Origin of the sequence: Shewanella salipaludis, from assembly GCF_012911865.1 — a bacterium.
Taxonomy (GTDB): Bacteria; Pseudomonadota; Gammaproteobacteria; order Enterobacterales; family Shewanellaceae; genus Shewanella; species Shewanella salipaludis.
In genome coordinates this window covers 96,055-116,414 of the sequence record NZ_JAAXYH010000004.1, presented here as the reverse complement: position 1 = coordinate 116,414, position 20,360 = coordinate 96,055, and the positions used below count along the sequence as shown (strand labels likewise).

At 60.0% G+C, this 20,360-nt stretch carries 20 protein-coding genes; 10 read left to right on the top strand and 10 right to left on the bottom strand.

Annotated elements, in window-relative coordinates; genetic code table 11:
• Positions 1 to 71: 71 nt before the first annotated feature.
• Both HC757_RS07755 and HC757_RS07750 read right to left on the bottom strand, forming a co-directional pair.
• Complete coding sequence (locus HC757_RS07755; protein WP_244623312.1) at positions 72 to 500, bottom strand: hypothetical protein; 429 nt, start codon at positions 498 to 500, stop codon at positions 72 to 74.
• A gap of 93 nt (positions 501 to 593) precedes the next feature.
• On the bottom strand, positions 594 to 1,190 hold the full coding sequence (locus HC757_RS07750; protein WP_169563754.1) for a tRNA-uridine aminocarboxypropyltransferase: 597 nt from the start codon (positions 1,188 to 1,190) through the stop codon (positions 594 to 596).
• Positions 1,191 to 1,734: 544 nt separating this feature from the next.
• Between HC757_RS07750 and HC757_RS07745 the strand changes: the two genes are divergently transcribed.
• Positions 1,735 to 2,538, top strand: coding sequence for a putative porin (locus tag HC757_RS07745; RefSeq protein WP_169563753.1), 804 nt, complete (start codon positions 1,735 to 1,737; stop codon positions 2,536 to 2,538).
• Positions 2,539 to 2,685: 147 nt separating this feature from the next.
• On the opposite strand, the gene HC757_RS07740 is transcribed toward HC757_RS07745, so the two are convergent.
• Positions 2,686 to 3,888: a multidrug effflux MFS transporter gene (locus tag HC757_RS07740; RefSeq protein WP_169563752.1), complete on the bottom strand. Its 1,203-nt coding sequence runs from the start codon at positions 3,886 to 3,888 to the stop codon at positions 2,686 to 2,688.
• A 111-nt stretch (positions 3,889 to 3,999) separates the two neighbouring features.
• Here HC757_RS07740 and HC757_RS07735 point away from each other — a divergent pair, with 111 nt between their 5' ends.
• Together HC757_RS07735 and HC757_RS07730 are read left to right on the top strand one after the other, a co-directional pair.
• The gene (locus tag HC757_RS07735) at positions 4,000 to 4,980 is read left to right on the top strand and encodes a LysR family transcriptional regulator (RefSeq protein WP_169563751.1); all 981 of its coding nucleotides are present in this window, start codon (positions 4,000 to 4,002) and stop codon (positions 4,978 to 4,980) included.
• 284 nt (positions 4,981 to 5,264) lie between these two features.
• Positions 5,265 to 5,588: a hypothetical protein gene (locus HC757_RS07730; RefSeq protein WP_169563750.1), complete on the top strand. Its 324-nt coding sequence runs from the start codon at positions 5,265 to 5,267 to the stop codon at positions 5,586 to 5,588.
• Positions 5,589 to 5,657: 69 nt separating this feature from the next.
• Here the strand turns inward: HC757_RS07730 and HC757_RS07725 are convergent, their stop codons facing one another.
• Complete coding sequence (locus HC757_RS07725; RefSeq protein ID WP_169563749.1) at positions 5,658 to 6,371, bottom strand: hypothetical protein; 714 nt, start codon at positions 6,369 to 6,371, stop codon at positions 5,658 to 5,660.
• Positions 6,372 to 6,553: 182 nt separating this feature from the next.
• Between HC757_RS07725 and HC757_RS07720 the strand changes: the two genes are divergently transcribed.
• Positions 6,554 to 7,069, top strand: coding sequence for a DUF2780 domain-containing protein (locus HC757_RS07720; RefSeq protein ID WP_169563939.1), 516 nt, complete (start codon positions 6,554 to 6,556; stop codon positions 7,067 to 7,069).
• An 87-nt stretch (positions 7,070 to 7,156) separates the two neighbouring features.
• Complete coding sequence (locus tag HC757_RS07715; RefSeq protein WP_169563748.1) at positions 7,157 to 7,609, top strand: tellurite resistance TerB family protein; 453 nt, start codon at positions 7,157 to 7,159, stop codon at positions 7,607 to 7,609.
• A gap of 31 nt (positions 7,610 to 7,640) precedes the next feature.
• Here the strand turns inward: HC757_RS07715 and HC757_RS07710 are convergent, their stop codons facing one another.
• On the bottom strand, positions 7,641 to 8,411 hold the full coding sequence (locus HC757_RS07710) for a class I SAM-dependent methyltransferase (protein ID WP_244623310.1): 771 nt from the start codon (positions 8,409 to 8,411) through the stop codon (positions 7,641 to 7,643).
• Positions 8,412 to 8,762: 351 nt separating this feature from the next.
• Positions 8,763 to 10,022: an L-methionine/branched-chain amino acid transporter gene (gene yjeH / locus HC757_RS07705; RefSeq protein ID WP_169563747.1), complete on the bottom strand. Its 1,260-nt coding sequence runs from the start codon at positions 10,020 to 10,022 to the stop codon at positions 8,763 to 8,765.
• 149 nt (positions 10,023 to 10,171) lie between these two features.
• Between yjeH and HC757_RS07700 the strand changes: the two genes are divergently transcribed.
• From HC757_RS07700 to HC757_RS07680, 5 genes are all read left to right on the top strand, one after another.
• Positions 10,172 to 10,600: an Lrp/AsnC family transcriptional regulator gene (locus HC757_RS07700; RefSeq protein WP_169563746.1), complete on the top strand. Its 429-nt coding sequence runs from the start codon at positions 10,172 to 10,174 to the stop codon at positions 10,598 to 10,600.
• A gap of 100 nt (positions 10,601 to 10,700) precedes the next feature.
• Entirely contained in the window at positions 10,701 to 12,458 is a 1,758-nt protein-coding gene (gene menD, locus HC757_RS07695) for a 2-succinyl-5-enolpyruvyl-6-hydroxy-3-cyclohexene-1-carboxylic-acid synthase (protein WP_169563745.1), read from the top strand.
• Positions 12,458 to 13,240 carry a 2-succinyl-6-hydroxy-2,4-cyclohexadiene-1-carboxylate synthase gene (gene menH / locus HC757_RS07690; RefSeq protein ID WP_169563744.1) on the top strand — a complete coding sequence of 261 codons (783 nt, stop codon included), beginning with the start codon at positions 12,458 to 12,460 and terminating at the stop codon, positions 13,238 to 13,240. Before menD ends, menH begins: the two co-directional genes overlap by 1 nt.
• On the top strand, positions 13,234 to 14,298 hold the full coding sequence (menC, locus tag HC757_RS07685; RefSeq protein ID WP_169563743.1) for an o-succinylbenzoate synthase: 1,065 nt from the start codon (positions 13,234 to 13,236) through the stop codon (positions 14,296 to 14,298). The genes menH and menC overlap by 7 nt, the downstream gene beginning before the upstream one ends.
• Complete coding sequence (locus HC757_RS07680) at positions 14,292 to 15,734, top strand: AMP-binding protein (protein ID WP_169563742.1); 1,443 nt, start codon at positions 14,292 to 14,294, stop codon at positions 15,732 to 15,734. Before menC ends, HC757_RS07680 begins: the two co-directional genes overlap by 7 nt.
• 70 nt (positions 15,735 to 15,804) lie before the next feature.
• Here the strand turns inward: HC757_RS07680 and rpoH are convergent, their stop codons facing one another.
• From rpoH to ftsY, 4 genes are all read right to left on the bottom strand, one after another.
• Positions 15,805 to 16,665, bottom strand: coding sequence for an RNA polymerase sigma factor RpoH (gene rpoH, locus HC757_RS07675; protein ID WP_169563741.1), 861 nt, complete (start codon positions 16,663 to 16,665; stop codon positions 15,805 to 15,807).
• Between the two features lie 202 nt (positions 16,666 to 16,867).
• Positions 16,868 to 17,833: a permease-like cell division protein FtsX gene (ftsX, locus tag HC757_RS07670; RefSeq protein ID WP_169563740.1), complete on the bottom strand. Its 966-nt coding sequence runs from the start codon at positions 17,831 to 17,833 to the stop codon at positions 16,868 to 16,870.
• Between the two features lie 2 nt (positions 17,834 to 17,835).
• Positions 17,836 to 18,531 carry a cell division ATP-binding protein FtsE gene (gene ftsE, locus HC757_RS07665; RefSeq protein ID WP_169563739.1) on the bottom strand — a complete coding sequence of 232 codons (696 nt, stop codon included), beginning with the start codon at positions 18,529 to 18,531 and terminating at the stop codon, positions 17,836 to 17,838.
• 66 nt (positions 18,532 to 18,597) lie between these two features.
• Entirely contained in the window at positions 18,598 to 20,238 is a 1,641-nt protein-coding gene (ftsY, locus tag HC757_RS07660) for a signal recognition particle-docking protein FtsY (RefSeq protein WP_169563738.1), read from the bottom strand.
• Between the last annotated feature and the right edge of the window lie 122 nt (positions 20,239 to 20,360).

Below are 20,360 nucleotides of genomic sequence, written 5' to 3'. Positions count from 1 at the left end.
GGTCGGCGCCGTGGCTGGGGCTGGGGCTGCGGCTTGAGTAGCAGAATCTTGGGGATCGGAGGCATTCAGGCTCATCTGGACTTTGGCTCCGAAATAGCTTTGGGCTCCGGAATAGGCTTGGGCTCAGAGATAGCCCTGGGCTCAGGGATTTTCCTGTCCTTAGCGGCCGCTTCCCTGGCCTGCTGCAGATATTTCTGCTCCCGGTCGGCTCTGGTCTCGAATTGCCGGCGGGCTTGCTGTTGCTGCTCGGCTTCCCAGCCGTCACCGCTTTGCCTGGCCTGGATCTTGGCCTCCCTGGCCTGGGTCTCTTCCGCCGCCTGCTTGGCCTTGGCGAGCTGTTGTTGCTCCAGGCTAAGGGAATCCTGGCGTGCCTTATCCGCTATCTGCTGCAGGCTGGGCCGCTCGGTCGCCGCGACCCCAAGGGTCATCAGGCTCATCAAGAGGACACTCAAGCTCTTGCCCACAGGCTTCTCCACAGGTTTTTCCATAGGTTTTTCCATAGATTTCTCCATAGGTTTATTCGGTAACATATTCACGCCCCGGCTCGGGCCCATGTACGGGTCGCGCATGGATGACGCCATTCAAGCGGCGCACTAGTCTTCATAACGTGCCCGCACCTGTGGCGGCATGGCCGCCAGTCGGTGATCCACCATGGCATCTAAGGCCTCGAACAGGGGCTTTACCTCCAGCTCTGGGTCGAGCGCGCGCAACATATGGGCCGCCGCTTCCAGGGTCGACAGGCTGTCGCTGCGACTGGCCTTGCGGATACGGTAGTTGGAACTCTGCTCGAGATCCAGATGCAACGCCGGATACTGCTGCAACCAGGGATTGAGCTGCAGCAGGCGAAACGCCTTGCGCCAGGTGCCGTCGAGCAACAACAAGACGCAGTCGGCAGCCGGGGCGGCCTGTTGCACCTGCACGCTCTTTTCCGAGGGATAGACCAGATACACGGGCCTTTCGAGCCGCGCCAGGTACTGACGCAGTTCGGCAAAATCCTCTGGCGTCTCACCCACATAGACCAAGGTCTGGGGAATGACCAGGCTCAAGAGGCGCACACTGTTCTTGGCATGCCCTACCTCACTCGGATGCTGCAACACCAGCAAGCGGGTCTTGGGCTGCAGCGGCCGTATGCTGGCACAGACACAGGCGCTCTGGGGATAATGGCAGACAGAGCAATAACGACGAGACAAATGGGCACCTGAGTCGGGACAAAATTGGCACAAGTATAACTCGGAGAAGATAGGAAGGTAACAGAGGCAAAGGGACCGAGAGGTAAAGAGGCAGTCTAAATCCGAGGTGACCCTATATGTCCAAGCTTGTCTCTGGTTGGCCTTTCTCCACCTATGTCAGTGGCCAGGCTGCCGACATTCCTGTGACCCGCCGTGGAGCCTTCCCCGGAGGCTCTACGATGACATCCCTGTCATCGAAGGTCACATATATGGACTGGCTGCGTGTCACCTGAGTGCTTGGCCCTGGTAATGGCGAACAGCACTCTCTTTCGGTTCAAGACTATGACCGCATCCTTGTTTTGATGTTGCGGCTCATTCTATTACAGCTGGCTCATTGAATTTTGTTACACCTGCTCTCTTGTTCTGTCATGGCGCGTCGGGATATAGTCTTGCGCGCCAGGAAGGCAAGGTGAATTAGGTCAAATAGACAATACATTAAATGGGTTAGCGTTCTGTTAATCTCTCCTCTCCGCCTCCGGTATTCAGATAAACACAAGGATGAATCATGAAGAAACTAATCAGCATTGCCGTGTTATGCGGCCTTTTCAGCGTCAATGCCTTTGCCGCCCAAGACAACACTTATCAGCACGAGGCGGGACTGGACTATGCCGCCAACAGTGAGGATTTCGGCGATGGCTTCTGGAACCTGGGATATCGTTATTACGTCACCCCGGTTGCCCAGGATAAGGTGCCCTATGCCCTCAGCGGCTTCCTGGCACAGAGCTCGAATCTTGGAGTGCATTATGCGACTGATTCGGGTGATGCCAACGATTACCGGGTGGATGGTGAATATGTGATGGATTCCAAATGGTTCATCGGTGCCAGTTATTCCCGCCTGGATACAGATTTTGTCGACAATAATAATTACGGTCTGAGCCTGGGCTATTACTTCAACGATACCTCAGCCGTCTATGCCAACTATTCCCGCAGCGATACTTCGTGGGATGCAGGTTTTGGTTATGGCGGTGATGTCACCAGGGATCAATACAGTGCGGGTATCAAGAGTTTCCTGCCGTTGCAGACGACCTCCGGGGTGTTACTCGAGGCCAACATAGCCCATGTTGCTGGGTCTGGTGGCAGCCAGAGCACAAATGGGCTGAACCTTAGCGCGGACTGGTATGTTACTCAGTCCTGGTCTGTCGGCGCCAACTATAGCCGTGACGATAATGATTTTGACTCTTCTGAAATTCGCACTGCGTATTTCCTGCGACTCACGGATCAGATCTCGGCCCGCGCCATGGTCACAAAGATGATTGATCCCAGTGGTGATGGTGTCGGCATCACCCTGGGCCTGAATGGCCGCTTCTAAAGTTGTCCTGAGATAAAAAACCGCCGGCCTGTGGTCACAGGCTAGCGGCAAAGGGTGAAATCTTAGCCGCGCTCTATATTGAGGGCGGCTTTTTTTATTCTGAATATTGACTGTGCCGAGTGTTCAGCTCAGCACTCAGCCATATGTTCAGTGCGCCAGCTGTTCCTGGTGCCAATGGTCGAAGCGGCTCAGGGCCATCATGGCCAACAAGAGCGCCGCCAGTACTCCCATCACCAAGGCCACGGCGAAGGGTGCCGTCAGCCCGGTTTGCTGCACCAGCGCGGTCAACAGCGAGGCACCGCTCATCTGAATGAAGCCGAGCATGGCGGTCGCAGTGCCGGCCCTTTCACCGAAGGCCGACAACGCCATGCTGGTCGCAGGCCCGAGCAACAGGGCGAAGCCTATGCATAACAGCATCATGGGCAGCATGAAACCGAAGGCCGCCGCCATGCCGGCATTCGGGCCCCAGGCTTGCACCAGCAGCTGGATAAGCGCAGATGAGACCAGGATAGCCAGTGCCAAGATCACCGTGGGCCTGTTGCCCAATCTGTGGATCACCCAGGGTGCGGTGAAGCAGGCGGCTATGTTGACGGCGGCATTGAGGCCAAACAGGCCACTGAAGGCCAGCTCAGACAGGCCCAGGTGGCCTATCAGCCACAGCGGCGAGTAAGACACATAGGTGAGGATGGCAGCCATGGCGACCATGCAGGCCAGGGCATAGAAGAGGAAATGCCGGTCCAGCAGCACAGGCTTATAGCTGGCCCAACGGTACAGGGGGCCGCTGCTGACGGTATTGGCCGGCCGCGTCTCGGGGAAACGGTAGCCCACCAACAGCAGCATCACCACGGCATACAGGCTCATAAACAGGAAGGTAGAGCGCCAGCCGAATTGCAATGCCAGCAAGCCCCCCAGGGTCGGGGCCAATGCCGGGATCACGCAAATGGCGCCATTGAGGTAGCTGTAGATGCGGGCGCCCTCCTTGGAAGAATAACAGTCGCGCACCGCACTGAAGACCACTATGGAAGTGGAACAGGCCGCCAGCCCCTGCAACACCCTGGCCAGTTGCAACCAATGGAATTCGACGGCGGCGGCCGCCAACAGGCTGCTGGCACCATAGAGCAAGACGCCGAACAGGGCTATCGGACGGCGGCCGAATCTGTCTGCCAGCGGGCCTATCAATATCTGTCCCAGGCCCATGGCACCGAGAAACAGCACCAGGGTCGACTGCACCTGGCTGGCGGAGACGGCAAACTCGGCCGCCATGGTCGGCATGGAAGGCAGGTAAATATCTATCGCCAGGGGGCTCAACAACACCAGAGACATCAGAATAGGAAGCAAATTGCGCCGCATTGTTTCTCTCAACTCATTAGAAATACATAAATCAGGCGCAGATGTTAACCAGTTCAAGGTATGAATAGAAATGGTATAATTTCCGAAGTGAATTTCCCTTAAGGAATATCTATGAATCTGGATAACCTGGCGCGTGTCGATCTCAACCTGCTGGTGATACTGCAGGTGTTGCTGGAGGAGCAGAGTGTCACCCGTGCCGCCAAGCGGCTGCACCTGAGCCAATCGACGCTGAGCAAGAGTCTCAACCGGCTGCGGGATACCCTGGGCGACCCCTTATTCCAGCGCACCGCCCACGGCCTGAAGCCGACATCGCACGCCCTGCTGCTGGGCCAGAAGCTGCCCTCGGTGTTGCAAAGCCTATATCAACTGTCGCTGCCGCCTACCTTCACGCCGGCCGACAGCAGCCGTCAGTTCTCCTTCGCCATGGTGGAGAGCGCCTACGAAACGCTGATCCCCTACTTCATAGGGCCGCTGTTGAGCCAGGCGCCCAACCTCAAGCTGGATTCCTACGTCTGGGCCGAGAACTCGATGCAAGATCTGCTGCAGGGCCAGATAGACTTCGGCATCTCGGGGCGGGATCTGCAGCCCCTGTCGAACTTTCATCGTGACAACCTGCCCGAAGGCATAGCCCACAGGATCTTGTATCAGGACCATCAGGTCTGCCTGGTGCGCAACCGGCATCCCATTTTGGCCGAGGTTAAAGCCGGCAACTGGAACAGGGCGGCGTACCTGGAACTGGCACATGTGCAGGTGCGCTGTGAGGGCAACGATTGGTGGGCCCTGGATTATCATCTGGCCGAGGCGGGCGAGCGGCGCCGACTCTGCACCACGGTTCCTGACTTCTACGGCGCCGCCAGTGTCTGCGCCCATAGCGACCTGGTCTTCACAGTTCCGGCCAGTTTCGCCGTGCATGCCCAGAAGCTCTATTCGCTGACCGAAATTCCCCTGCCCCTGGCCTTCGAACCCATGGTGTATGTGCTCTTATGGCACCAGCGCAACGATGAAGATCTTGGGCATAGATGGATCCGCGACATCATCTGCCGGAGTGTATCCGCAGCATTGGGAGTCGAACCCAAAGAATACCGGGAATAGCGAGCGGCGCCGGAACTGGCATTACCAGGGTTTTCCCGGCACGCCAGACACTGGCCCGGGTGGCAGGCTGGTTGAAATTTTAACCAGCTCTGGCCTTGAAATTCCAGAATTCGCCAATATGTAGGAGTAATAGGCAGGACAGTCGCAGTCGCCCGGCTCGGGGAAAGCGGCGCCGGGTCCGAGTCATGCAGAGACTATTGAGCAAACTAGATTAAGCTTAATTAACGTGACCCCAGCCGCCCGATTAATGCACACTGCAGTGCCACTGCATGTTAGGAGTCTTCATGATTTATCGTCAATTTCAACAAATCCCATTGCAGCAAAGGTTTGCCGGCCCCAGAGGCCTGCTGGCCTTCATCGCGGGTGTCGCAGTGATAGGACTGGTGCTGCTGGTCTTGCCCTTCGTGCTCTTGTTCGGCGTCATCGCCCTGATCCTGCTGAGCCTGTTCGGCCGCCTGTATCTGAAACGCCAGCTGAGTCGCTTCAACAGCAGAAATGCCGCCAATTCGGCAGCGCCGGAAGCCGACACTCAGGTGCCGCCGTTCGCCCGGGACAGCTTCACGCCAACACCCCATAAGGGGCGTACCTTCGAACACGAGCCCGACTGACACAGCCGGCAGCAATAAATAAGGAGCCTGCAGGCTCCTTATTTATTCATCCCATGGCAACGGCCTCGCCTAGGCCACTGGGCTGGACGGGGTTCTCGACACCATGTACAGGCGGAATAGGGCGACATTGACGAACAGGCCGATGAAGGCCGCCAGGGTTTCCACCAGCAACTGCAGGGGCAAGCCCACGGACTGGGCCGCATTCGACAGGGTGCCGCCGATGAGCGACAAAGGGATATACAGCATCAAGACGGTGATGGTCTTAAGCACTATGGGACCGCTGAAGTTGAAGCTGGCCTTGATGGCCTCCAGGGGCGAGAGTTGTTCGACCACCACCATGAAATTGACATAGGCCAGTCTGGCAAACAGGTAGAAGCTCAACACCAGGCCTACCAGCCATAGCGGGCCGAAGGCGGCGAACAACATCACAGGGGCCAATATCGCCAGGCCCGAGAAGACACCGGCGAGCAACAGCGGCGGCACGAAGGGCACACTGGCTTTCAATACCATGCCGGCGCTGGGGTTATGGCCTTGAGAGCGGATATCCAGAAACAGGGTCAGCGCGGCGATCAACAGGGAAAACACCAGCAGCAACAGCATGACGGCTAACATATGCGAGGCACCAAACTCGGGGGCTTCGGCATTCATCTTAGTCAATTCAGTCCCCAACCACAGCTGGATACCCACTTGGAGCAGTAACAGGGGCATCACCAACGCGGCCAGCTGGCCCAGATGATTGCGGAAAAAATTATAAGCTTCGGTCAATATAGCAGACAGTGACATGCGCCTTTCCAATAAATGAATTGATACCAGAGAAACAGAGGCCTAAGGATACCCAAAATCCCCCGCTAATGCACAGACGAAATCACCATGGCAAGCGGGTTGGCGCTAAAATAGGAGCGACAAAAGCTTTTTAGTCGCTAAAATGCAAGTTGATAGCGTGATTAGCCACAGGACAAAACATGATGAAACATACAGCCGCCATATCCCTGCTTATCGGTGCGACCCTCACTGTACCGGCGAGCGCAGGTTGGTTAGACAAGTTAACCGCCGCACCGGAAACGGCAACCCAGGCCACTGAGCCGCAAAGCAACGAACTGGTCGGCAGCGTGATGTCGCAACTGGGCCTGAGTCAGTCCCAGTCCGAGGGCGGCCTGGGCAGTCTGCTGAGTCTGGCGCAATCCAGCCTGGGCGCCGAGGATTTCGGCCAACTGTCCGCCAGCATCCCGGATGCCGAAGGCCTGCTGGCTGCCGCGCCGGCAACGGATAGCGACGCCGGCATGTCGGGACTCCTGTCCAAGGCCGGCAGCCTGGGATCGGCCTTCCAGGGCAGCGCCATGGTCTATGATGCCTTCGAGAAACTGGGGATCTCCAAAGAGCTGGTCGCTCCCATGACAGAGATACTCAAATCTTATCTGCAGACCAATGGCGCGGAAGGGAGCGCAGATCTCTTGCTGCAAGGCCTGAGTTCACTCCTCTGAGCTGCCCCACACAGGCAGGCCATCGCCTGCCTGTCGAGCGCGGCGGCAAGCTCGCCGTCGCACCCGCAGTAGAAACAAGGTTTAGTCATGATAGCGTTACTCAAACAGCTTTTTCAGTCGCAAACTCAGGCATTATCACCCCAGGAGCAGGAGCGACAACTCAACCTCGCCGCCGCCAGCATGCTGCTGGAAGTCGTCTATGCCGATGAGACCCTGAGTGAGAGTGAAGCCGAGCTCTTGCCACAACTCCTGGTGTCGACCCTGGGGATACTGGCGAGCGAAGCGGAACAAGTGCTGGTCGAAGCCAAACGGGCGCAGAGAAATGCCACCTCCCTCTATGAGTTCACGGCCGAAATCAACCGCGTATACTCGATAGGGCAGAAACAGCAGCTGCTCCTCGCCATGTGGCGCCTGGCCTATGCCGATGGCCGCCTATGCCAGTATGAAGATCAGATCATTCGCCGCACCGCAGATCTCTTATACCTGAAGCACAGCGAATTGATCCGGATGCGCAATCTTGCCAAGGAGCAAACCGACTAGCAGCGCCAAGCTGCCGACATAGCGCCCTATGTCAGTTGCGGGTAAATTTGAGCAGGTAACGGCTGCTCTTGCCCTTGATGCTGGGGTCGAATACCGAGATGTTCAAGGGATCCTCGGGGTTTTTCAGCAGCTCGGAGCTGGCAAGCAACTCGAATCCCATCTGGGTCATGAGGGTTATCACCTCCTGTTTTGCCAGCCTATGATATTCATGGGCGCTGGAGACATCCGCCCCCGGCAAGGCGTCGTGATCTATGATCGCCAGATAGCCGCCAGGCTTGAGGCTGAGATAGAGGGCCCGCAGCAACTTGACCCTGTCTATCTCGGGCCAGTCCGCCTCATGGTAATACATGTCATGGAAGCCCAGCACGAAGAAGATGCGATCGAAACTCGCCGCCGCTAACGTCAGATCGTTGGCCTCGGACAGCAAGAGTTCGACATTGGGCAAGCGGGTCGCATATTCCCGCTCCGCCAGCTCCGCCTTGGCGAAGGGCAGATACGCCTGATTATTGTGCGCCACCACCTTGCCCCGCTCACCCACGACCCGCGCCAGCAGCTCGCTGTAATAGCCCCCACCGGAAAACAGATCCAGCACCCGCTGACCTGGTGCTATCTCCAGAAACTGCAACACCTGTTGCGGATGGCGGTCGGCATCCCTAAGCTTGTCCCTGGTCAGTCGTTGCCCGGCATCCACCGCCGCGGCGATAGCATCCGGGTTGGAAGGCGTTGGGGCGTCGGCCGCAGCGGCTTGGTGCAGGCCCAATCCCAACAAGATCCCGGGTAGCATCTTAGAAAAAATCCTCATGTTTAACTCCAGATTGACTCGGTTCAACTCATAAATCTCATAGCGCCACAGGATAGCCAATTCCCCCGCAACAGATGTTGGTCATTTGTAAATATTCGTGTTTGTCTTAGAAAAGGTAAACAAATACTTTGAAAGCGCCGCCCCAGATGTTGTTGCCATGGGTGTGGCAATCCGCAAAGCCAGGGGTAATTATTAATAGAAACAGTATCTTGAATGACAATAGAGCGGCTAAAGCCTTCCAGGCGTAGTGCAAGGGACCAAAGGGACAGTTGGACTTGGAATTGAGACAAAAATATAAGCGGCACAAAAAAGCCCTGAGTGCAGGGCTTTTTATGCTGAAGCAACCGAAGGCTAGCGCTTCGCCAGCACCTGCTTGCGAACCAGGTGGGACTTCTGCCACCAGAGGAAGGGCGCCACCACGGCCACCAGCAGACAGGCGTAGGTCATGTTCGCTCCCAGGGACAGCCCCAGGGCGAGACAAAACAAGCAGCCGAGCAGCACCAGGGGCAGATAGCGCTTGCTCAGCAGCCTGGCCGCCGCCAGCATGGACATCAGATAGATGATGACGAACACCCCATTGGTCCAGGAGATCAGATGTTCCAACTCCTGCCCTGTGACGAAGGTCAGCACCAGCACACAGGCCATCAGCCCCAGGATGGCCGCCAACGCCCGCACCGGCACTCCGTGGCCATTGAGGCTGTCGAAGCGGCGCGGCAATATGCCTTCGCGGCTGAAGCTCCAGAGTAGGCGGGCGGCGCTGGCGGAATACACGTTCACCGTCGCCAAACCGCTGGCGATCCCCAAAATGCCGATCACCTGAGCGCCGTAACCGCCGAGCAGGCGATCGAACACCCCTATCATGGCCACCCCGGAGTCGGTCGGCACCAACAAGAGCAACAGGGTGCAGGCGAGGTAGATGAGTCCCACCAGGCCTGTGCCCAGCATCATGGCCGGGATCATGTCCCTGTCCGGACGGCGAAAATCATTGGCCAGATGTGTCATGGCTTCGACCCCGAGAAAACTCCAGAAGGCGATGCCGGCGGCCGCCATCACCAGCGGCGTCTGCGGGCTGAACCCCTGCGCCGAGGCTTGCAGGCCATCCAGGTTCAGGCCGGCGGCGCCGAAGAGCGCCACCACCACGGCCACTATCCCCAGGGTCAGTGCGAATTGCAGCTTGGCCGACACCTGAATGCCGCGCAGGTTGAGCAGGAATAACCCCAGGATGAGCAGCAGCTCGGTGCCGACCTGAGTCCAGCCGGCCAGCGGCACCAGGGCATTGACGAACTGGAAGGTCATGAGGATCGCGGCCGGGGCGCCCATGGGCACCACCAACAGGAATATCAGCCCTATGGTCCGTCCGGCCGTGCGACCGAAGGCCTTCTCGACGAAGTAGGCCGGCCCCGCCGCATGGGGAAACACGCTCGCCAAGCGGCCGAATACCAGGGTGACGGGGATGATCGCCAGGGTCAGCAGGAGCCAGGCCAGCAAGGCGCCGCTGTCCGCCTTGGCGATCGTCATTTGCGGCAGGATAAACACCCCTGTACCCAGCAAAGTGGTGGCCATCAATCCGGCACCCTGCCAGCGTCCTATTGTTCCAGTATTTTGATTCATCTGTTAAAATCCGGGGGTTAATTGCCGTCAGTATAATGGGATTTCACTCGACAATCTGCCGTCATCTCCCGGCACTCTAAAGCCGATACCGGCAAAGTGACGGGAAATAGCCCAAAAACCGTCAAAACGTTCCCATAATGGAGTGTGCCTTGGATAAGTTCGATAAAGCCATCATCACAGCCCTCAGACAGGATGCCCGCCAGAGCGTCTCGCGCCTGGCCCAGCAAGTGAACCTGTCCCGCAGTGCCGTCTCGGAGCGCATCAAGAAGCTGGAACAGACGGGCATAATACGTGGCTACCAGGTGTTGCTGAGCGAATCCCAGAAGGAAGGCGTCTCCGCCTATTTCGAGATCCAGCATAAATGTCCCAGGTGCGACGACGTCGCCCACGTATTCCTGTCGATCCCCGAAGTCGTCACCTGCCGCGGCATCACGGGCGAAATGGATCTCCTTGTGTATGTGCATGCCGACTCCATGCGGCGCCTGCATGAGATCCGCGAATATATAGACACCCACACGGACATACTGAGGATCAAGACCCATGTGGTCATGAGTGAATGGATCAATAATCAGGGATAAAGATATTTAAAATCCTAGACATAGAATGAGTTATCTTGCAGAGTTTCAATCAGACCCGGCCTGACTCTCCAGGCTCCCGGCATGAGGCAAAGAAGTCACTATGCAGACAGGCACGCTCGCAACAGAAACCGGACAGGCAGGCACAGAGGCGCAGCTGAACCTGCTCTGGGGCAGCCTCATACTGGAAGAGCTGGCGCGCTTGGGGGTACGGCATGTCTGCCTGGCACCCGGCTCCCGCTCCACCCCGCTGACCCTGGCCCTCGCCGGGCAGGACAAATTCAGCCGCCACCTGCACTTCGACGAACGGGGACTGGGCTTCATGGCCCTGGGACTGGCCAAGGCCAGCCAGACCCCGGTGGCCGTCATCACCACCTCGGGCACTGCGGTGGCGAACCTGCTGCCGGCGGTGATCGAAGCCAGCCTGACCCGGGTGCCACTCGTCATACTCTCCGCCGACCGGCCAATGGAATTGCTCGACTGCGGTGCCAATCAGGCCATCCCCCAGCCAGGGCTCTTCGGCGTCTATGCCAGACAGCTGAACCTGCCGCCGCCCGACGATCGTATGGGGCCAAGGGCCCTGCTCAGTTCGCTGGATGCGCTGCTCGCCCAGCAGACGGGCCCAGTGCATATCAACTGCATGTACCGTGAGCCCCTGTATCCCGATGACGCTGGCCTGGATCTCGGCCAGGCACTCGAACCCTACGGCAAGGAGTTGCGGCGCTGGCACAGGGACGGCCATCCCTTCACCCGCTACAGCCAGGCGAGCATCAGCAGCCTGCCAAGCTCGGATGCCCTGCTGCGTTTCGCCCACGGCAAGGGGGTGATAGTGGTCGGCGCCCTGACGGCGGACGCACAGCCGCAGCAGCTGATCACTCTGGCACAGAAACTCGGCTGGCCACTGCTGGTCGATGGTCAGTCCCAACTGCGTCAACATTCGGCGGCGCTGGGCAACATAGATCAACTTCTGCTGCAGCCCAGGGCCAGGGCACTGCTGCAACAGGCCGACAGGCTGCTGCTGGTAGGCGGGCGCCTGATTTCCAAACGCCTGCAGGCCTACCTTGCCGAGCAGGACTGGCATAGCTATTGGCAACTGCTGCCGGACACCGACAGGCTGGATCCCAACCACAGCGCCAAACAGCTATGGCAGGCGAGTATTTGTCGGTTCACCACCTTGAGCTGGCCACGCTCCAGTGCCGCCAACTGGGCACTGCCACTGGTCCCCATGAACGACGCCCTGCATGGCCTATTCGCTTGCCACATAGACGAGGGCGAGTTCGGCGAGGCCCAGGTCATCCGCATTGTGGCAACCACCCCTTTCCCCTCGGCCGCGGGGCAGTTGTTCATAGGCAACAGCCTGCCGATCCGCCTGTACGACATGTATGCCCCCGTGACCCCTGAGCCCCTGCCCGTGTTCAGCAACCGCGGCGCTTCGGGTATCGACGGCCTGCTGGCGACCTGCTGCGGCATCGCCGCCCACCAGGCCAGGCCGACCACTCTGCTGATAGGGGATATGTCCCAGCTGCACGACCTCAACTCCCTGGCGCTGGCCGGCAAGCTGCAAAGCACCTTGGTCATAGTGGTGCTCAACAACGATGGCGGCAACATCTTCAACCTGCTGCCCGTGCCGGACGAAGCGCTGCGACACGACTATTACCGCATGGCGCATGGGCTGAACTTCGGGTATGCCGCCGCCATGTTCGGCCTGGCCTACAATCATGCCGAAGATCTGCAGGCCTTCGAGGCCGCCTACCTGGATGCACTGGCTTATCCGGGCGCCTCGGTGATCGAGGTCGGCATAGGCCAGACCCAGGCGAGCGCGCAGATAACCGCCCTCAACCAGTGGGTCAGGCAAGGCTGATGCTGGCCATGACGCGCCACGGTGCCGGGCACTTGCCGCCGCTGGTGTTGCTGCATGGTTTCCTCGGCGACAGGCATGACTGGCGGGCCATGCTGCCATTGCTCGGCCGGCACTTTCACTGCCTCTGCATAGATCTCCCAGGCCATGGCGACAGCCGGGCCGTCGAACTGCCAACCCCTGGCCTGTCCGCCTGTGCGGCCGAAATAATCCAGAGCCTGGAGGCCAGAGGCATAGGGCAATTTCACCTGCTGGGTTACTCCCTCGGCGGCCGCATAGCGCTGCAGCTCGCCAAGGAATTTCCCACCCGCTTGCTCAGCCTCAGCCTGGAGTCCAGCCATCCAGGGCTGACCACCGCGGCGGAGCGGGCGGCGCGGCGCGAGAGCGATAGCCTCTGGGCCGAGCGCCTCGAGCACGCACCCATACGCGAATTTCTGCGGCTCTGGTATGCATCCCCCACGTTCGCCGAGCTGACGCCCGAGGCCAGGGAGGCATTAGTCGCCCGCCGCAGCCACAATTCGTCCCTGTCACTGCTGAACTGCTACAGGGCCACCTCGCTGGCGCTGCAGCAAGATCTAAGCTCCGTGCCGGCCGGACTCGGCTGCCCATGTCATTACTTCAGCGGCGCCCTGGACCGCAAGTTTTCCGCCCTGGCCGCCGACTGGCAGAGCCCAGGGCTGCAATGGCATTGCCTGGAAGATGCGGGCCATAACCTGCATCTGCAGGCGGCGACCGAGTTCGGCCAACGCTTGCTTGCCGCCCTGGGAGAGCACAGCCCATGCTGAGCTCACTGCGCCTGTATCACTATCGGATCCCCCTGACGCCGCCGCTGGCCGTGGCCAGGCAGAGGATTGCCGAGCGCCGGGGCCTGGTGCTGCAGGCCAGCAGCCGGACGGCCGCTGGGGCTGTGAGGCGGGCCTGGGTCGAAATAGCCCCCCTGTCCGGTGCCGATACCCAGGGCCGGCCGCTGACGGGCTTCAGCCCGGAGTCACTCCATGAGGTCACGCAATACCTGCGCCTGCTGCTGCCGACACTGCTCCAGCAACCTCTGGCCAGCCTGAGGCGGGCCGCCCAGGGCTGTGAACTGGCCTCCGCCGCCTACGGCCTCAGCCTACTGCATGCCAGGCTAAGCGGCGCTTGCGACCATAGACCCGCGCGGACGCAGCCGACGGCAGCCGTGCCCATTCCCCTCATCTACCTCAACCCAGGCGAGGACCCACGCCAAGCGGCGGCGCGGATCCGCGCCCTGCCGGCCGGCATCACCAGGGTCAAGCTCAAGGTGGCCCAGACCCATGCCGCCACCGAGCTTAAGTTGCTGCATGAGGTCCTCGCCATCAGGCCAGAGTTCAAGCTCAGGCTGGATGCCAACCAGGGATGGGATCTGGAGCAGGCCATCGCCTTCGGGGCTTGCCTGCCCAAGTCGGCCATAGAGTATATAGAGGAGCCGTGCCGCACCCTGGCGGAAAACATCGCCTTCCACCGGGCGCTGGGACTCGGCTACGCCCTGGATGAGAGCCTGCACCAGGCCGGCTTCAGCCTGGCACCCCACCCTGGGCTTGTCGCCTTATGCATCAAACCCATGTTGTTCGGCGAGCTGGGGCTGTTGAGGGAATTTATCGGCCGGGCCAATGCCATGGGGCTGCGTTGTATCCTGGGCTCCAGCCTGGAGACCAGCCTGGGGATCGCCGCCATCGCGGCGCTGGCGAGCCGGCTCACCCCGGATGAAGCGCCGGGAATAGACACCCTGGGCGCCTTCGCGCAGGACTTGCTCGTCTCCTCCGGCAAAGCCGAATGCCTGGGCCAGGAGCAGCTGACACTGCTCGCCGAGGCAGGTCCATGGTGAATATTTCGCCACTGCATGCCACGGCGCTGCGCCGCCCCAATGCCATAGCCCTGAGGTTTAACCCCTCTCCAAATGCCTATGACCAAGAGGGTTTGGCGCTGAGCTATCGCGAGCTGAGCCGGCGGGTATTGCAACTGGGGCAAAGGCTGAAGCGCCAGGGTCTGGAGCCCGGCGCTCGCCTCGGCTGCGTCTCGGGCAACGGCCTGGAGGCCATACTGCTCTACTGGGCCTGTGTCGATAACGGCTTTCTCTTTTGCCCCCTCTCCCCCAGGCTGCCACCCGGGCAAATTCGGGCCATGCGCCGGGAGTTTGCCCTGACGGCTATCTGGTATGAGCCGGCCGCGGCCCGGGGCGCTGCGGATCTGAGCCTCGGGCTCGAGGATGAGCCGGAGGCGCAGGGCAAGCTGTCACCGCCCGTCATAGACGCCGGCCAGGCGGTAAACATCATCTTCACCTCGGGTTCCAGCGGCAAGCCCAAGGCGGCGGTGCATAGCCTGAACAACCATATTGCCAGCGCCGCCGGCGCCCGCAGCCTAATCCCGCTCGCGCCCGGAGATAGCTGGCTGCTTTCACTGCCGCTGTTCCATATCGGCGGCCTGGCCATACTCAACCGCTGCGCCCTCGCCGGCGCCTGTATCGCCCTGCCGGATCCCCGGCTGTCGCTCGCCGGGCAGATCCGCCGCGACGCCATAAGCCATCTGTCCCTGGTGCCGACCCAGCTCTGGCGCCTGCTCCTGGGCGACGCCGACGGGGTGGGATTCGACCCGGGTCAGAGCTCACTCAAGGCACTGCTGCTGGGCGGCGGCCCCATGACACAGGCGCTGCTGGACGCCCTGGCGCGGAGCCGGCTGCCGGCCTTCTGCAGTTATGGCATGACGGAAATGAGCTCGCAGATCACCACAGGACAGGCACGGGCCGACGGCAACAGCGGCAGCCTGCTGCCATACAGGCAACTCAAACTGGTCGATGGGGTCATCTGGGTCAGGGGGGAAACCCTCTTCCTGGGTTATCTGCAGGCGGGGAAAGTGTGTAAGGAGCTCGACGACCAAGGCTGGTTCTGCAGCGGAGACAGGGGTCTCGTCGATGGCGCCGGCCGCCTGCGGCTGCTGGGCAGGGTCGATAATCAGTTCATCTGTGGCGGCGAGAATATCCAACCGGAAGAAATAGAAAATGCCCTCAGGCTACATCCGGCCATAGAGGAGGCCATAGTCTTCGGCGAAGCCGATGCCGAATTTGGCCTGCTGCCCAGTGCCATCATTCGCGGTGAGCTGCCGGATCCGGCCGAGCTGCAGGGGTTTCTGCAGCCAAGGATTGCCGGCTTCAAGCGCCCGCGCCGCTACTATCCCTGGCCCGAGCTGGCCGACCAGGGCAGCCTGAAGCTCGCCCGCAAGCGGGTAATCGCCACCGTGCTCAAGGCTAAGCCGCCAGGCAGCTGAGTCTTATCGGGGATAACGGGCCTAAAAAAACCTGCCGCGGCAGGTTTTATTTCAGGAAAGGTGAGACAGGCTAGATTTCCATGCAGGCCTTGAGCTTATTCATGGCATTCTTTTCCAGCTGACGAATGCGTTCGGCCGATACCTGGTAGGTCGCCGCCAGTTCCTGCAGTGTGGTCTTGTTGTCTTCATCCAACCAGCGGGCCTGCAATATGTGCTGGCTGCGCTCATCCAGGGTCTTGATGGCAGACAGGAGACGCGCTTGGGAATTGCTCTCCCAGTTGTCCTGTTCTACTTGGGTGGCCAGATCCGAGGAGTGATCTTCCAGATAATGCACAGGCGCGAAGTCATGCTCGTCATCCTGGTCGTTGGTCAGATCGAAGGCCGGATCCTGGGCCGCCATGCGCGACTCCATCTCGGTCACATCCGCCTTGGACACCCCTAGATTTTCCGCCACCATGGTGACTTCTTCATCGCTGAACCAACCCAGACGTGTCTTGGCCTTGCGGATGTTGAAGAATAATTTACGTTGCGCCTTGGTGGTCGCCACTTTGACTATGCGCCAGTTCTTCAGCACATATTCATGAATTTCTGCCTTGATCCAATGCACTGCGAATGACACCAGACGCACGCCCACATCGGGATCGAAACGTTTGACCGCCTTCATCAGGCCTATGTTGCCTTCCTGGATCAGGTCCGCCTGCGGCAAGCCATAGCCGAGATACCCCTTGGCGACATGCACCACGAATCTCAGGTGCGACATGATGAGCTGCTTCGCCGCCTGCAGATCGCCGGTTTCCTGCAAACGCTTCGCCAGCTCATATTCTTCCTCTGCCCCCAGCATGTTGATGCTGGTTACCGAATGAATATAAGCCTCTAGACTGCTGCTTCCGCGGGGAACCGTCAGTGCCATTGATTGCGTTTGAAAGGTCATGCGCTCTCCTACTCTTTACCACTTAAGGAACTTATCCAGATTAAGGCTGCTGAATAAGCCCAAGAACTATCGACTATCTGACAGAGTATGTCAACCTCACCCGGCGACCCGGGTGGGTCCTGACCTATTCTGCCCACCTTAAGGTAGACAATTCAAATAAATAAATGTTCATCTAAGGTGACCCCGGTTCCGGCGGGCCGGCTCAAGCGGGTTCTATGGCCCGCAGATGCTGGCGTACCGACAGGTAAGAGCCTAACCAGCCGAGAAAAGACGCCAGCAGCACCAACTGCAACAGCTCAGCGAAACTCAGTGACTGCATGGACAACTGGCTGCCATAGAGCCCAAGCAACTCGCCCAGGGCAGAGTCCAGGTACCAGACCAGGAGATTGATTATGCTCCAGGCCAGCACCCCGCCTATCACCCCATACCAGATGCCGGTATAGAGGAAGGGCCTTTGGATGAAGGCCTCGGTGGCGCCCACCAATTTCATCACTTCTATCTCTGTCCTGCGGTTCATTATCGCCAGGCGAATGGTGTTGCCTATCACCAGCACCACCGCCAGCACCAGGAGGGCAGCTATGGCCAACACGGTACGCTCCAACAGGCGCACCATGGCCTGCAGGCGCTCCAGCCATTCGATATCCAAACGGCCAAAGCTCACCTCGGGCTCGCGCTCCAGCTGGGCCAGCAATTCCCTGGCCCTCGCCGGGGTCGAATATTTGCCACTCGGGGTCACCACCACCACCGAGGGCAAGGGGTTGGTGTCCAGATAGGACAAGGCCTCACCGAAGCCGGACAGGTGCTGAAACTCTTCAAGCGCCTCGGCCCGGCTGATGTACTTGACCTCGGCTATCCGGGCATTGCCCCTGAGGCGGGCGAGCAGGCTCTGGATCGACTGCTCGCTGCGATTGTCTTCGACAAACAGGGAAATTTCCGCGGCACTGTTCCAGGACTGGGTCACTGTCTCGGCATTCTTGACCAACACCTGCAAGGCCGCCGGCAGACTCAGGCTCACCCCGAGCACCGCCATGGTCATGAGGGAGGAGACGGGAGTGCGCCACAGCTCTCCCATGCTGGCCATGGCCTGTTGCAGATGACGGATAAAAAACATCAGGATACGCCCGGATATGGGCAACTTGCTGTGGGTTAACTTGGCTCTTCTGCTCATGACTATTCCCCGCCCAAAGCGGCATGGACCGAGTCGAGTTCCTGGGCCCCCAACATACGCCCCTGTTTCAGGGTCAGGGTGCGGTACTTCATCCTGGCGATAAGCCCGAGATCATGGGTGGCGATCAGCACGCTGGTGCCGGCATCGTTGAAGGTCTCGAATAGCCGCAGGATATCCATGGACAGCTTGGGATCCAGGTTGCCCGTGGGTTCGTCGGCCAGCAACAGCGGCGGCTTGTTCACTATCGCCCTGGCGATGCCCACCCGCTGCTGCTCACCGCCGGACAACATCACAGGGCTGTGGCGCTCCTTGCCATAGAGGCCCACCATGTCCAGCGCCCCCGCGACCCGCTTGCGGATCTCACCGTGGGAAAAACCTTCTATGACCAGTGGCAGAGCCACGTTGTCGAACACGCTCTTGTCCATCAGCAGGTGATGATTCTGGAAGATCATCCCTATGTTGCGCCTCAGATAAGGCACGTGGGCAGCCTTGATCTTGGCGATATCATGGCCGTTGATCACCACCCGACCGGCACTGGCGCGCTCTATGACTGTGATCAACTTGAGCAGGGTACTCTTGCCCGCCCCCGAATGACCTGTGAGGAAGGCCATCTCCCCCTGTTTCAGATGGAAGTTCACCTCGGTCAGGGCCTTTTGCCCGCCCGGGTAGATCTTGCTGACCTGTTCAAACTGGATCATAGCTGGGTATCCGTTTTGTTAACCTGAGTCCAAAGCAGTCGCCCATTATAAGCCTGGGCCCCTGGGCTAGCTGTCGCTCTTCTCCTGACTGAACAGGGCCTCGATAAAATCGCCGGCGTCGAAGGTACGCAGATCGTCTATCTGCTCCCCCACACCTATGTAGCGAATGGGGATGCCAAATTTATCGGCGATGGCGAAGATCACCCCACCCTTGGCGGTGCCATCGAGCTTGCTGACCGTGATGCCCGTCACCCCCACGGCTTCCTGGAAGAGTTGCGCCTGGCTGATGGCATTCTGGCCCGTGCTGGCGTCCAGGGTCAGCATGACTTCGTGTGGCGTATTTGGGTCCAACTTCTTCATCACCCGCACCACCTTCTTGAGTTCTTCCATCAGGTGGCTCTTATTCTGCAAACGGCCTGCGGTGTCGGCGATCAACACGTCTATCTTGCGGGCCTTGGCGGCCTGCAGGGCATCGAACAGCACTGAGGCGCTGTCGGCGCCCGTGTGTTGGGCGATGACGGAGATATCGTTACGCTGCCCCCAGACCTGCAGTTGCTCGACGGCGGCGGCACGGAAGGTATCCCCGGCGGCCAGCAGCACAGACTTGCCCTGGCTCTGATACTGTTTCGCCAGCTTGCCTATGGTGGTGGTCTTGCCCACGCCATTGACCCCCACCATGAGGATCACGAAGGGGCCATCGGCATTTTCCGGTACCAGTGGAATCGCCACCGGCTCCAGGGTCTTCTGCATCTCATCGCGCAGCAGCTCATACAGGGCCTCGGCGTCTTGCAACTGCTTGCGTGAGGCCTGCTCCGTCAGGCTGTTGATCAGCCGGGTGGTGGTTTCGACCCCGACATCGGCGATCAGCAGCTGCTCTTCCAGCTCCTCGAACAGCTCATCGTCTATCTTCTTGCCGCGAAACAGCCCCATGAAGCCGCTGCCGATATTTTCACTGGTGCGGCGCAGGCCGCGGCGCAGACGGGCGAATAAGCCTTCCCTGGCGGGTTTCGCCTGGGGCTCGGGTTGCAGCGCTTCCTGGGTCTCTGGCTCGGCCGCTTGGGCCGCCTCCTGTTCTGCGGCCTGTGCGGCCAAGCTGGCCCGCTGTTCGGCTGCGGCCTCGGTTGCTTGCTGCGCCGCGAGACGCGCCTGCAGCTCGGCTTCCGCCCGGGCCGCCTCTTGCTCTGCGGCCTGTGCGGCCAATCTGGCCCGCTCTTCGGCTGCGGCCTCGGCTGCTTGTTGTGCCGCGAGACGCGCCTGCAACTCGGCTTCCGCCCGGGCCGCCTCTTGCTCTGCAGCCTGTGCAGCCAACCTGGCCCGCTCTTCGGCGGCGGCCTGGGCCTCTTGCTGCGCCGCGAGGCGCGCCAGCTGTTCTGCTTCCGCCCGCTTCTCGGCTTCTATGACCAACCTGGCCTGATTCTCGGACTCGAGTTGAGCCGCAGCCGCGGCCTCGGCCGCCTGTCGTTCGGCGAGCAGTCTGGCCTGCAGTTCTGCCTCGGCCGCCGCCGCTTGTGCTTGCTCTGCCTGAATGGCTGCGGCTTGCGCTTGTGCCTGAGTATCTGTCACGGCCGGCTCGGCGGTGTGCTGCTCTTGGGATGGCGCCGCCGGTGCGGGCTCATCCTGCTCCTGGATCAGCACCTCTGTTTCCGCCTGTGTCTTCTCAGGGGACTTGTCTTTGCGGAACCAGGAAAAAAAACCTTTCTTTGCCATGTGGGATACCAATGCTCAACTTACTGAATCGAATTTATATAGGGCCGCACTTCTTATACCAGATTGCCGGCAGAATTACGCTCGCCAAGGACAATTGAGGCAGAGAACTTATGTCCTCACCC

What these genes read in the sequence shown, in the direction of transcription:
- HC757_RS07755 (WP_244623312.1), bottom strand. Translation starts at nt 500, where the DNA reads ATGGAAAAACCTATGGAAAAACCTGTGGAGAAGCCTGTGGGCAAGAGC.
- HC757_RS07745 (WP_169563753.1), top strand. Translation starts at nt 1,735, where the DNA reads ATGAAGAAACTAATCAGCATTGCCGTGTTATGCGGCCTTTTCAGCGTC.
- HC757_RS07740 (WP_169563752.1), bottom strand. Translation starts at nt 3,888, where the DNA reads ATGCGGCGCAATTTGCTTCCTATTCTGATGTCTCTGGTGTTGTTGAGC.
- HC757_RS07735 (WP_169563751.1), top strand. Translation starts at nt 4,000, where the DNA reads ATGAATCTGGATAACCTGGCGCGTGTCGATCTCAACCTGCTGGTGATA.
- HC757_RS07730 (WP_169563750.1), top strand. Translation starts at nt 5,265, where the DNA reads ATGATTTATCGTCAATTTCAACAAATCCCATTGCAGCAAAGGTTTGCC.
- HC757_RS07725 (WP_169563749.1), bottom strand. Translation starts at nt 6,371, where the DNA reads ATGTCACTGTCTGCTATATTGACCGAAGCTTATAATTTTTTCCGCAAT.
- HC757_RS07720 (WP_169563939.1), top strand. Translation starts at nt 6,554, where the DNA reads ATGAAACATACAGCCGCCATATCCCTGCTTATCGGTGCGACCCTCACT.
- HC757_RS07715 (WP_169563748.1), top strand. Translation starts at nt 7,157, where the DNA reads ATGATAGCGTTACTCAAACAGCTTTTTCAGTCGCAAACTCAGGCATTA.
- HC757_RS07710 (WP_244623310.1), bottom strand. Translation starts at nt 8,411, where the DNA reads ATGAGGATTTTTTCTAAGATGCTACCCGGGATCTTGTTGGGATTGGGC.
- yjeH (WP_169563747.1), bottom strand. Translation starts at nt 10,022, where the DNA reads ATGAATCAAAATACTGGAACAATAGGACGCTGGCAGGGTGCCGGATTG.
- menD (WP_169563745.1), top strand. Translation starts at nt 10,701, where the DNA reads ATGCAGACAGGCACGCTCGCAACAGAAACCGGACAGGCAGGCACAGAG.
- menH (WP_169563744.1), top strand. Translation starts at nt 12,458, where the DNA reads ATGCTGGCCATGACGCGCCACGGTGCCGGGCACTTGCCGCCGCTGGTG.
- menC (WP_169563743.1), top strand. Translation starts at nt 13,234, where the DNA reads ATGCTGAGCTCACTGCGCCTGTATCACTATCGGATCCCCCTGACGCCG.
- HC757_RS07680 (WP_169563742.1), top strand. Translation starts at nt 14,292, where the DNA reads ATGGTGAATATTTCGCCACTGCATGCCACGGCGCTGCGCCGCCCCAAT.
- rpoH (WP_169563741.1), bottom strand. Translation starts at nt 16,665, where the DNA reads ATGACCTTTCAAACGCAATCAATGGCACTGACGGTTCCCCGCGGAAGC.
- ftsX (WP_169563740.1), bottom strand. Translation starts at nt 17,833, where the DNA reads ATGAGCAGAAGAGCCAAGTTAACCCACAGCAAGTTGCCCATATCCGGG.
- ftsE (WP_169563739.1), bottom strand. Translation starts at nt 18,531, where the DNA reads ATGATCCAGTTTGAACAGGTCAGCAAGATCTACCCGGGCGGGCAAAAG.
- ftsY (WP_169563738.1), bottom strand. Translation starts at nt 20,238, where the DNA reads ATGGCAAAGAAAGGTTTTTTTTCCTGGTTCCGCAAAGACAAGTCCCCT.